The 11,687-nt window shown below is 46.3% G+C and carries 10 protein-coding genes; 5 read left to right on the top strand and 5 right to left on the bottom strand.

The features are described 5' to 3' along the window. Positions 1-258 precede the first annotated feature (258 nt). The 5 genes from EJN92_RS14635 to thiD all read right to left on the bottom strand — a co-directional run bounded on the left by EJN92_RS14635 (position 259) and on the right by thiD (position 7,354). Positions 259-2,178, bottom strand: coding sequence for a bifunctional diguanylate cyclase/phosphodiesterase (locus EJN92_RS14635; RefSeq protein WP_126128502.1), 1,920 nt, complete (start codon positions 2,176-2,178; stop codon positions 259-261). Between the two features lie 82 nt (positions 2,179-2,260). Next, complete coding sequence (locus EJN92_RS14640; protein WP_227869559.1) at positions 2,261-2,941, bottom strand: transglutaminase-like cysteine peptidase; 681 nt, start codon at positions 2,939-2,941, stop codon at positions 2,261-2,263. 225 nt (positions 2,942-3,166) lie between these two features. Further along, positions 3,167-5,005, bottom strand: a complete 1,839-nt coding sequence (locus EJN92_RS14645; protein ID WP_126128503.1) for a TolC family outer membrane protein — start codon at positions 5,003-5,005, stop codon at positions 3,167-3,169. Positions 5,006-5,183: 178 nt separating this feature from the next. Then, complete coding sequence (hemL, locus tag EJN92_RS14650) at positions 5,184-6,470, bottom strand: glutamate-1-semialdehyde 2,1-aminomutase (RefSeq protein ID WP_126128504.1); 1,287 nt, start codon at positions 6,468-6,470, stop codon at positions 5,184-5,186. Between the two features lie 44 nt (positions 6,471-6,514). Continuing rightward, positions 6,515-7,354 carry a bifunctional hydroxymethylpyrimidine kinase/phosphomethylpyrimidine kinase gene (thiD, locus tag EJN92_RS14655; protein ID WP_126128505.1) on the bottom strand — a complete coding sequence of 280 codons (840 nt, stop codon included), beginning with the start codon at positions 7,352-7,354 and terminating at the stop codon, positions 6,515-6,517. A gap of 182 nt (positions 7,355-7,536) precedes the next feature. Here thiD and EJN92_RS14660 point away from each other — a divergent pair, with 182 nt between their 5' ends. The 5 genes from EJN92_RS14660 (at position 7,537) to EJN92_RS14680 (ending at position 11,683) form a co-directional block, all read left to right on the top strand. Further along, positions 7,537-7,707, top strand: a complete 171-nt coding sequence (locus EJN92_RS14660; RefSeq protein WP_126129946.1) for a rubredoxin — start codon at positions 7,537-7,539, stop codon at positions 7,705-7,707. Between the two features lie 195 nt (positions 7,708-7,902). Further along, positions 7,903-8,298, top strand: coding sequence for a response regulator (locus tag EJN92_RS14665; protein ID WP_194074993.1), 396 nt, complete (start codon positions 7,903-7,905; stop codon positions 8,296-8,298). A 16-nt stretch (positions 8,299-8,314) separates the two neighbouring features. After that, the gene (locus EJN92_RS14670; RefSeq protein WP_126128507.1) at positions 8,315-8,680 is read left to right on the top strand and encodes a response regulator transcription factor; all 366 of its coding nucleotides are present in this window, start codon (positions 8,315-8,317) and stop codon (positions 8,678-8,680) included. 21 nt (positions 8,681-8,701) lie between these two features. Then, the gene (locus tag EJN92_RS14675; RefSeq protein WP_126128508.1) at positions 8,702-9,301 is read left to right on the top strand and encodes a chemotaxis protein CheW; all 600 of its coding nucleotides are present in this window, start codon (positions 8,702-8,704) and stop codon (positions 9,299-9,301) included. A 48-nt stretch (positions 9,302-9,349) separates the two neighbouring features. Then, positions 9,350-11,683, top strand: a complete 2,334-nt coding sequence (locus EJN92_RS14680; RefSeq protein ID WP_126128509.1) for a methyl-accepting chemotaxis protein — start codon at positions 9,350-9,352, stop codon at positions 11,681-11,683. Positions 11,684-11,687 lie beyond the last annotated feature (4 nt).

The following is an 11,687-nucleotide window of genomic DNA, read 5'->3' on the forward strand; positions in this document are numbered from 1 at the left end:
TATCTGCAGGCTGTAAAGCTGTACTTGAAAAATCAGATGAACCGATAAATTATTATTTGGCAGGGACAATACAACTCAAAATTTGCAAAGCACCTAGCTGGACGCGCATATTCCATGCGGCTTAGCGGACAGGCACCTTGGAAAGGCGCATGGAATATGCGTGCTGGGCAGGTGCCCTGTTGAAATCGCTAGTCTGAGCATGGCTCAATGGTACGTCTATCGCGATTTACCAACACCACTGCGGCTAGCCGAAACTGCTTAGCTAGTCTCGGTCGATTGACCTATCATTGGTCCGGTGACGCCATCGATGCCAAGCTCAGATAGACTGGATAATTCGCCGCTAGAGCTCACGCCCTCTGCAAATATTTGCAAGCCCATCCTGTGCACGATAGAGCCTATGCCTTTGACGAAGGCTAGATTTCCGGCATTCATGTCTATGCCACGGATGAAGCCCGCATCAACTTTGACATAGTCGAGTTTAAGATCATGCAAGAGATTGATCTTGTCGAATTGCCGTCCAAAATGTTCCACTCCTAGTTTGCAACCACTGGCGCTGACGTCGCGATGGAAGGCTCGAAATGCGTCGAGGTTGGCAAATACGCCGTTCTCTGGCACCTCCAGCCACAAACGCTTGCTGACAGCCGGGCGCGATAACAGTAGGGCGCGTAATTGCTCTCTGAAAGCTGGATTTTGTATCGATTGCGCCGATAAATTAATCGCGATATCGTCCATCTGGCTATTTCGACTCAACTCATTAAGGCCTAAATTGATCGCTGCTAAATCGAGTTTATCGGTCAATCCCAGGCGCTCTGCAATCGGCAGGAAACGGCCAGCCGGAAACCATTCTCCACCAAACATGAGGCGCAGGGCGGATTCCGCATGCGAAGTTTTTTTCGCGAAATCGACTACTGGGAACAGCGCCAATTTTACCCACTGCTGCTCGAGTGCTCGATGAATTAGTTTTGACCATTCTTCACTGCTTCTTGGTGCTTGCGCTATATCTAAAGGCGCAGCCTGTCGTACTGCGCTGACGCCGCCTATCTCTGCGCTGGCCAAGGCTTCGTCCACTTGAGATAGCAGGGCGCCTGGAGAAATTCCAAATTCAAATTGACCGTAACCTAGGTAAGCAGTGACAGGATTATTCTCGATTTCGGCCAGTTCCTTAGAGATTAAGTCCAAGACTGAAGCCGCCACCAGGGCTGCATCGGTTTGCCGGAACAATAAGGCAAAATCGGTGCCGTTCATGCGCGCTGCAAAAGCTTCCGGCAATTGGCTTGCTTGATGGTTCAATACAGCACCGAGTCTTTTGAGTAGAGTATCGACCTTATTACGACCAAGTTGCTTATTGATCTCTGCCAAATGCGATAGACGCAACATGATTAGACTACCTGCCGGGGCGTCTTCAGCCTCAACCATGACATGCAATTGCGCCATAAAATGGCTACGGTTGGCCACGCCTGAGACAGGGTCGGTATTGGCCTGCCGACGCAAGGTTTCCAAGCGTTCGGCTTCTTCTGCGAACATGGATTTAAGTAAACTAACTGTGGAATTCATGGCCGTCGATAATTGCCGTAATTCTGGCACCTTCGATTCTGGAGCGATAATAAACCGGCGCTCAGTCATGGCGTTAGCTTGTGCGATGACGGCGCTGAGCGGTTTTCGTAAACGTCGTAAGATGAGGGTCCCTAAATAACCGGCGATCAAGCCGGACAAGGCTAGTGTCGCCATCATGTCTTTGGTGGATTGCCACAAGGTCTGGTAGGCAAAGCTACTCTGCGTCACGAGCGAGACCGTGCCCAATTGTTTCCAGCCACTGCTAATTTGTGCCTGGCCAGGTGTTGATAGTATCGGGAAAGCTTGGATGAACCAGGCCGGAACCGCGGTTTTTTCAGGCGCGGCAACGCGTGTGATGAATTCTTTGCCGTTGCTGTCGCTAACGCTAATCGAACTATAGTGACCGCTGTCAAACAGAGCAGCAACGACTAACTCAAGCTCAACGGCATCGATATTTTTTTGGCTCAGGGAAAGTGCCAGTACTGTCGCATTGTCGGCATTTTTCATGCGCAACTGCTCGTTGAGGTAGGCGCGCGAATTGAGGGTGGAGGCCAGCAAACTGCCGATAGAGGCGAGCAAGGTGCTGAGTATGATGGCAAGCCAAAGTTGGCGATACATTGACATTACACTTCCTTTTTAAATATCAAAAAATTCCGGACATCGCAGATTCGCGCCTGGCGGCAAACGCATAACAATGCTATTAGCATCAATCAAATCCTTCGCGACGGGCACGCTCTAGCAGGTCTTGCCAGCGGCTTAAACGACCGGTGCCACCGGGGCCAAGTGCGGCATTGGCGGCGGCACCGGCAAACACACCCTGACCATTAAAACTAAAAACAGGAAACAAATCGCTGCGTCGTGAGGCTGGTCGAATCTCGGAAATAAGATTATCAAGGATTAAAGGTTCGGCCTCACCGGAGGCGTAGTATGCCAACACCATATGCGCTTGTTGTACATTGCTAGCAGGGCCACCGATACGCGCCTTAACGTAAATGAGTCGCAGCTGTTTATCTGGGATGTTCATATTGAGCAAAGTGAAATATTTTGCGATCACATAGTCTTCACAATCGCCCTTACCTTTGGCTAAACTTTCCATGGGCGTAGCCCAATAATCAGATTGCCCCCATGCCTCTAGATCATCGGTGTACAGAATTTTTCGATTAAAAAACTCATTCACCTTTTGCAATTTCGTTTCAATCGTCGCCTCGCCATAGCTTTGCATGACAGCGCTCCACTCGACAAAAACTTGTTGATTCCCGCCCAGATTTTTTAAGCTAGCTTGTATTCGCCCCAGATCCAGCGCATTGCCAGGAATAAGCACGAGTGAGCTCAGCACTACGAAAGCCAATTTTGAAAATGTCGACAATAAACGTAGTGGCGTAGGCAAGTGAGGCTTTGAAAATAGAGGAAATACGCAAAGTCGAAAGCTCGGTATTGCTGGCTGGCGATGCTTGAATTTGACTGCCACTATATATCAAACGCGCACTAATTTCTCTGCTTCTATGCAACATTGTTCAATGTTTAATTTGAAAAAATGTTTAAGCAAGTCTGCGCTCAAAAAAATAGCCCGTCAGCTTTAACAAGCGCGGGCTATTTTGCTTACTTCATCGATTTACCATTGTTTGGCATTCGGTGGTCCGTCTACTGTCTCATTGACGATTAACCAGGTGCCGCCAATCTCTTCCCAATACAGGGTTTTTTCTAGTACATCTTTGTAGCCGGGAGACTGATAATCTTGACGGAAGCTAGTCGTCATATGTTTTTCGTCCTGAATCGCAACTTTAATATCGCTCAGGTTGAGAGCAATTTTTTGCGCTCCCAGTAGCCGGGCTTTCCGCGCAGATTTCCATGATTCGCGAGACGTGTATTTTTTTGAATACATCTCAAAATACGCTTGAGGATTCATGCCCATCCAGGCTTCACGCCATTTTTGCAGCCCATTGAGTACTGCGGTTTTTGATGCCGATAAATTTGGTGCTACGCTTATTGGCGTTGTTGGTAGAGGGTTTTTTGCAATCGCGGCGGGCACTTGGCCAATTTGTTGGTTGGCACGTGCGTTTAGGGCGACTTTATCCACAACATAGATCTCAGTTGCTTCTAATGGGCAATTTTGAGGTACATCGTCGCGGTCATTATTCTCCATGTTCGGCAATGGACCTGCGTCTTGCTGGGTAATTCCCAAAGCACTATACAACGAGCCCATACCGGCATGGGTTCTGGCATACGCGTACAACAAGTCGTATTCGGCACCAATAAACGATCGCTTGGCCTGAAATAATTCGTTCTCAGTATCGAGTAAATCGAGCAAAGATCTTTGGCCAATATCGAATTGCTGGCGATACGCATCACGGGCCTTTTCTATCGACAATTGGTGTTGATCTAGGTAGCTTAACTGCTCGGTGAGTTTGCGCGTGTCGTTAAATGCGATGACCACATTCTGGCGCACATCTCTACAAGCTTTGTCACGCTGATCTTGTGCCAAATTGATCAGGTCGGCGGATTGACGTACGCGAGCACTGTCGCTACCGCCGTTAAATAAATTCCAAGATAGAACAACTTCGGCGGTGTTGTTATTGGTACGACCGCTAATACTGTCTATGTTATTTCCGTGCTCAGTTCGCGCACGAAAATCAACCCGGGGCTGATAGCTGGCGCGGCGTGCCTGTTGCGAGCTTTGTACCGAGCGTATGTTTTCTATGGCTGCTAGCAGACTAGGATGCTGTTTATTCGCCAAAGCTAGGGCTGCGCCAATATCGGATGGCATATCCTTGCTCAGCAAGGCAGGGTTTTCTAAATTCTTATTCGCTTGGGTGCCAACCAGACGATGAAAGCGGGCACTGACATCGTGTAAATTCGAAGTCTCGGTCAGTAAATTAGCCTCAGCTAAGGCAAGCCGTCCAGAGATTTGTTCTAGGTCGACACGGCGCCCTGCACCCGCGCTGACTTTTCTTTGTATTTGTTCGAAAACCGTGCGGTGACGTACGTAGTTGTCCTCTGCCAATCCAACTAATTTCCGGTAACGTAAAATGTCCGAATACGCACGTATCACTTCCAAGGCAACGCTCTCAGAGGCATCACGAAGTTCAAATAGTTTTACCAGGCGCGTGTGATCAAGACGTTTGACCTCGTTGCGCGTGGAAAAGCCATCGTAAAGCATTTGATTCAAGCTTAAGGTGGCGCCATTGCGATTAAAGTCGGATTTCCCCAAACGATTTTCGTTTTGATCACGCCCGGCGCCAGCACTCAGATTTACGCTCGGTAAGTAGCCGCCAGCAGCGGCTTCACGCTCTGAACCCGCCGCCTGAAAGTTGTGCCAGCGTGCTAGTACTTCCGGGTTGGATAGAATAGCCTGCTGGGTTGCATCTTTTAAAGTTTGTACTTGTGCGCAGGCATACAGTGGTAAAAATGCCAGGGTCAATGCTAAGTATTTTTTACGTAAGCGTATTTGCATGATTCGATCAAAGAATGGGATAAATAATTGATGATCCGAAAAGTAACAGAATGTGAAAATCTAGGGAAGCTATTAGCGGGTAGAAATAACATTCCCTAACAAAAAAGCATCTTATTATTTCCATGTGGAAAATATAAGATGCTCATTGTGATCAATTAATTAACTTATTTTTATTTTTTTACGATACCAATTGCTCGAAGGCTTTTTCGGCGCAAGCGATGCTTGCCGCGATAATCGCATCATCATGCTGCGCTGAGACAAAGCCAGCTTCAAAAGCCGAGGGGGCCAGATATACGCCAGCATCCAGCATCAAATGGAAGAAACGATTAAATTTAGCACTATCGGTCGCCATCATTTCTGTGTAAGAAGCAGGAATGCTCTGAGCGAAATAAAGTCCAAACATCCCGCCTATAGAATCCGCACAAAAAGTGACGCCAGCCTTGCGTGCAGCCTCGGATAAACCCCGTACTAATTTATTTGTTTGTGATGAGAGTTGTTCGTAAAAATTCGGTTCTTGTATCAGTTTCAAGGTGGTCAATCCTGCCGCCACTGCCACAGGGTTGCCCGATAAAGTACCGGCTTGGTAAACTCGGCCTAAGGGCGCCATGTTGGCCATCAGGTCTGCGCGCCCACCAAAAGCAGCAACAGGCAAACCACCGCCTATGATTTTACCCAGTGCCGTAATGTCAGGTTGAATATCGTAAAGGCTTTGAGCTCCGCCTAATGCAACTCTAAAACCGCACATGACTTCATCAAAAATCAATACGCTGCCGTACTCTGTGCAAAGTCTACGCATAGTGCGTAAAAATTCGGGTGTGGCTTTGATCAGATTCATATTGCCAGCTACCGGCTCCACGATGACGCAGGCTATGTCTTTTCCGTGCGCTTTAAAGCAGTCTTCCAACTGTTGGCTGTTATTGTAATCAAGCACCAAAGTGTGCTGGATAAAGTCTTCCGGAACACCTGCCGAAGTGGGATTGCCTAGTGTTAGTAAGCCACTCCCTGCTTTGACCAATAGCGAGTCAGCGTGGCCGTGATAACAACCTTCAAACTTAATAATCTTGTCGCGATTGGTCGCGCCTCGCGCAAGCCTTAAGGCACTCATGGTCGCTTCAGTGCCACTGGAAACCAATCTGACTTGCTCTATCGATGGCATTAACTTGCATATTTCTTCTGCCATTTCGATCTCGCCTTCGGTTGGCGCTCCGAAACCAAGTCCACGTGCGGCGGCTTCTTGTACTGCCTGAACAACTTTAGGGTGAGCGTGACCAACAATCGCCGGCCCCCAAGAGCCTATGTAGTCGATGTAGCGCTTATCTTCAACGTCCCAAAAATATGCACCCTCAGCGCGCTGAATAAAACGGGGGGTCCCACCAACCGAGCGAAATGCGCGTACCGGAGAGTTTACGCCTCCTGGTGTTGTTTTTTGAGCTCGAAGAAATAAGTTTTCGTTTTTATTGGTCATGATTTTTACGTAAATTTAATGATTAAAAAATGCTTAGTATCTATTTATTCGGGGATTTTTGGGTCACTATCGTTAACCCAAAAAAAACGATTAGGCATCTGCCTACCCATTCCTATCCGTTGTGCATTGAGCAGCGTTGCCACCGTAAACTCCTGTGCTTCACGCACAGCATCGGACATCTCTAGTCCATTTGCGAGTGCCGCAGTAATCCCTGCTGATAAAGTTTCTCCGGCTCCAAGATATAAGCCGGGTATGCGCTTCCAATGATCACTGCGCACAACTCCAGTATCATTAAACAGGGTATTCACCTCTTCATCTCCTGTGCCCGAGATTCCAGTCACCAGGACATATTCACAGCCCGATGCGACTAGATGCAATGCATCAGAACTTATATCCTTATGCTTGTCGTCATTATCGATTTCGCGCCAGTTCTCTGCCAGCCTAGAAAGCTCAACTGCAGAAATAAGTAACAAGCTTGCTTGAGGGATGAGTAATTCTTGTATCGCTGTCAAGCAGTCTTCTTCTTCCGCTTCGTTAAGTTGAGCAGTTGAGCTAAATGGATCGAGAACCACTGGCATTTCGGGGTAATCCGAGATGATTTCGGCAATTACGGTAATATTCTCTACGCTCCCGAATTGACCGATTTTGATTGCTGTAATTTCCATGTCTTCAAGCAGTGTCCTAGCCTGATCACTCACCAGTTCTGCCTCAAGCGGATGGACGTCGTCGACCTGAGAGGTGTCTCCTATCAATATTGCAGTCAATACAGGTAAGCCGTGACAACCCATCGCAATGAAAGTTGCAAGGTCGGCCTGTATGCCTGCCGCGGCAACAGGATCGGATTCACCAAATGTTAGAATGAGTAAGGGTGTTTGGTTTTGCACGTGGGGTAGATTAATATAGCTGTTTTTGCGGAAAATGATTGTCAGTGCTCAAAAAATCTCGTGAATTGTGATGTTTTATACATGTTTATCAAAAAATCATATTTCTCATGCGATTTTGAGAGCGTAACGGTATTTTACTTGATTGAAGGATTTTGGTAGTGTCTATTGATAAGGTGGCAAGTGTGGGATATAAAACGTGGATGTGCCTGATTTGTGGTTGGATTTATGAGGAGGAGCATGGTATGCCGGAAGACGGTATAGCGGCTGGCACCTTATGGGCCGACGTCCCTATGAATTGGACTTGCCCCGAATGCGGAGCGCGTAAAGAAGACTTCGAAATGCTGGCAATTTAAAAGAGTTGAACTAAAATTACTATCAAATAAGAATTTTCTTCAATTTATGCACATAATTTTAGCCTTATGCCAGTCTGCACTATCGAATTTAAAGTTGAAATGTTTATTGATGGAAAAAGATGGCGCAAGACAGCTAAATTTTGTTAAAGTGATGTATGACTTTCAACCCAGCTAATCTGAGATAATTTTATGTCAATGTTGACAGGTAATGAAAACTTAAAAATCATGGTGATCGATGATAGTAGTACTATCCGTCGATCGGCTGAAATATTTTTAGGGCAAGTGGGGTATAAAGTAATTTTAGCCGAAGACGGTTTTGACGCTTTGGCAAAAATTAATGACACTCATCCAGACCTGATTTTTTGCGACATACTCATGCCTAGACTGGATGGTTATCAAACCTGCGCACTAATTAAGAAAAGTGCGAAATTTCGCAATACACCGGTAATCATGCTGTCATCCAAAGATGGTTTGTTCGATCGGGCGCGTGGGGCAATGGTGGGGTCGGATGAATATTTGACTAAACCGTTTACGAAAGACAGTTTGCTTAAAACGGTTCGTAATTACACCTCAGTGCAAGCATCAAAATAATTTTAAGGCGTAAAAAATGACTATACAAAAAATTCTAGTGGTCGACGACTCACCGACCGAACGCTATTTCTTGACTGATATTTTGGTCAAGAATGGCTTTTCTGTTTCTACCGCCGAAAATGGCGAAGAGGCCCTGACGAAAATTAAGGCTGACAAGCCACAGTTAATACTGATGGATGTCGTCATGCCAGGCCAAAATGGATTTCAAATCACAAGGGCTATCGCGCGTGATGTTGAGACGCAAGATATTCCGGTCATTATTTGCACTAGTAAAAATCAAGAAACTGATCGTATCTGGGGTTTGCGTCAAGGTGCTCGGGACTATTTGGTGAAGCCTATAGATCCACAAGAGTTGCTGGCCAAAATTGCGGCTCTCGGTTAATTTGTTTATTTCGGACTATTTATGAACCAAACTTTGCGTGAGTCAGCAGCGACCGGTCTAAAAGTACCCAAATCTGATCCGGCTGTGCGACGTACCCGATTGCGTGAATTCCAGGCTCAGTTGATGGATCGCATGCAGGAAGCTCAACGTGGGACGCAGCTAAGGGTTAGCCAATTAGGAATTATGATAGGTCAATCCCGTTACCTACTTGATTTGCGCGAAGCTGGAGAGATAGTAAGTGCTGGGCATATGGTAAAAGTCCCGCTCACTAAAGATTGGTATCTTGGATTGTCAAATGTCCGAGGTAATTTAACTAGTGTAGTTGATCTGGCTCGATTTGATGGTGGTCAAGCTACTGTCTTGGATTCGTCGTGCCGAGTAGTCGCATTTGCGCCAACTTTGGCGTTTAATAGCGGACTATTAGTTTCTCAGGTTCTCGGTTTGCGGAATTCCAGTGAAATGGAGGCAGAAGTCAGCGCTGATACGAATGCAGGCAGCACGGGGCTTGAGCATAAGCCTTGGATTGTTGCCGTGCATCGTGATCAAGACGGGAAACTTTGGTCTGAACTTAGTTTGTCAATGTTGGTGCAAAATCAAGAATTTTTGCACGTTGGTTTGTAATTTTCAATAAAATTAGTACAGTATTTCAATCGATTAGGAGACCTAGTAATGGCGTTTAAACTACCGTTTTTGTCCAAGAAAAAACAAGATCAAGAACTTGAGCTAGAGAAAGATGGTGCCCGGGAGTTGATAAACGCTACTGGCTCTATAGAAGAGGCTGCGAATGTCAAAATGCTGACGCCCTCATCGGAAACGAATGAGCTTGCTCAGAGTGACGCGCCAATATCGAAAGCAGCTGAGAATCATGCTGATGCAACTTTTATTGGTGATGCGCTCGAAAAAGGTGGAGACGTCAGGCTTCCACTTATCGGGCACTTGCCATTACAAAAACAAATACGCGTTCTGTTGATTTCAATGGGCGTTGCACTCTTATTGAGTGGTATTTTTGTATTTTTAAATGCGAAACAATCTGCATTGATTTCAACACAAGCGCAGATTGCCGGTGATGCTTTGATGCATTCACAACGTATCGGTAAGGCAGCGCCAAATGCGATTCAGGGTAATCCTGCTGCGTTTAAGCAACTCGATGAAAGCCGCAAGGAACTCAATAGTGACTTGGTCGTTTTGTTGAGTGGTGGCGCATATCAAGGACGCGATGTTGATGCTGCAGATACAAAGTTGGAGCCAGTGGTAAAAGACACACAAAAAGCATGGAAAAATTCGGACAAGGCAGCTAAAACCATTTTGGATTTGCGTAAAGAGTTGACTGGTTTTGGACAGACGCTCGAAAAATTGAATACCTTATCGCCAGTTTTACTTGAATTAACTGAACAAATTTCTACTTTGAAGTTGCAGGGCGGTGGCTCATCGCGCGAAATTGCAGCCTCAAGCCAGTTGGTTATGTTGACTCAGCGCTTAGGTCGTAGTGCGAATGAATTTTTGGTTGCTGAAGGTGTTAATCCTGAAACAGCTTTTCTGCTTGGTAAAGATACCAATACCTTCCGTGATTTGGTGGATGGCTTTTTGAATGGTAGCGAAATTTTACGTATTAGCGCAACAAAAGATGCCGATACTCGTGAGAAATTGACTGAGTTGCAAAAAACTTTTGCGGACTATCAAGTTTCTGTTTCCAGTATTCTTGGTAACTTGCAAAATTTCATTGGCGCAAAACAAGCAGAGCAATTGCTGTTTAACGAAAATGAAGATTTGAAGCAAAGAATTACCAAATTGCAGAAAACTTATACTTTGCAGCAAGATTCGATCAATTGGACTTTTTGGATGATCTTGGTAAGTGCTGTTAGTGCTTTGTTGGCAGCTGTCGGTATTGCTATTGTATTGTTACAAGATAGTCGTAATCGCACCAAAGAAGCGGACGCCCGACGCAAAAATGCAGATATACAGATGTTGCAAGCCCAGAAGCAAGAAGAAGAAGCAAAGTCAGCAAATGACCAAAATCAGGCTGCGATTTTGCGACTGATGAATGAGTTGCAAGAAGTTGCTGATGGAGATTTGACTGTTCAAGCTACGGTATCGGAAGACATTACTGGTGCGATTGCCGATTCGGTTAATTACACCGTGGAAGAGTTGCGTGGATTGGTCGGTCGGGTTACTAATACTGCGGTTCAAGTTACTTCAGCGTCTTCACAAGCACAGGGCGTTTCTAACGATTTGCTGGAAGCCTCACATCAACAGTCGAGAGAAATCGCTGATGCTGGACACGCGGTGACTATGATGGCAAACGATATTACCGAGGTTTCTCGTTCTGCGAATGAGTCGGCCGAAGTTGCGCGTCAATCGGTTGCTGCTGCTGAGCAAGGTGCACACGCTGTGGAAAATGCGATTAAAGGTATGAATGAGATTCGCGAGCAAATTCAAGAGACTTCAAAACGGATTAAACGTCTGGGTGAATCCTCACAAGAGATTGGTGAGATTACCGAATTGATTTCTGATATTACCGAGCAAACTAACGTATTGGCCTTGAATGCAGCGATTCAAGCAGCGTCCGCAGGTGAAGCAGGTCGAGGTTTCTCGGTGGTTGCGGAAGAGGTTCAGCGTCTTGCGGAACGTTCAGCTGAGGCAACAAAACAGATTGGCGCCTTGGTAAGAACGATTCAAACGGATACTCATGATGCGGTTGCCGCTATGGAGAAATCCACTCAGGGTGTGGTTGAAGGAGCAAAACTATCAGATGCTGCGGGTACTGCGTTGTCCGAAATTCGTAGCGTTTCGAATCGCCTAGCTGAATTGATTCAAGGTATCTCGTTGGCAACGGAGCAGCAGGCAACTTCTGCAAACGGTGTGGCTCAAAACATTCAGCACATTTTGACTATTACTGAGCAAACTCAGAGTGGTACTCAACAAACTGCGCAGTCGATTATGGAGTTGTCAATGTTGGCTGAAGAACTCAAGAACTCGGTCTCCCGTTTCCGAGTTACGGCCTGATTTT

The organism is Undibacterium parvum, assembly GCF_003955735.1.
Lineage (GTDB): Bacteria > Pseudomonadota > Gammaproteobacteria > Burkholderiales > Burkholderiaceae_D > Undibacterium > Undibacterium parvum.

Excerpts from the sequence above, each read along its gene's own strand:
- EJN92_RS14645 (WP_126128503.1), bottom strand. The coding sequence starts at position 5,005 with ATGCAAATACGCTTACGTAAAAAATACTTAGCATTGACCCTGGCATTT.
- EJN92_RS14665 (WP_194074993.1), top strand. The coding sequence starts at position 7,903 with ATGTTGACAGGTAATGAAAACTTAAAAATCATGGTGATCGATGATAGT.
- EJN92_RS14670 (WP_126128507.1), top strand. The coding sequence starts at position 8,315 with ATGACTATACAAAAAATTCTAGTGGTCGACGACTCACCGACCGAACGC.
- hemL (WP_126128504.1), bottom strand. The coding sequence starts at position 6,470 with ATGACCAATAAAAACGAAAACTTATTTCTTCGAGCTCAAAAAACAACA.
- EJN92_RS14680 (WP_126128509.1), top strand. The coding sequence starts at position 9,350 with ATGGCGTTTAAACTACCGTTTTTGTCCAAGAAAAAACAAGATCAAGAA.
- EJN92_RS14635 (WP_126128502.1), bottom strand. The coding sequence starts at position 2,178 with ATGTCAATGTATCGCCAACTTTGGCTTGCCATCATACTCAGCACCTTG.
- EJN92_RS14675 (WP_126128508.1), top strand. The coding sequence starts at position 8,702 with ATGAACCAAACTTTGCGTGAGTCAGCAGCGACCGGTCTAAAAGTACCC.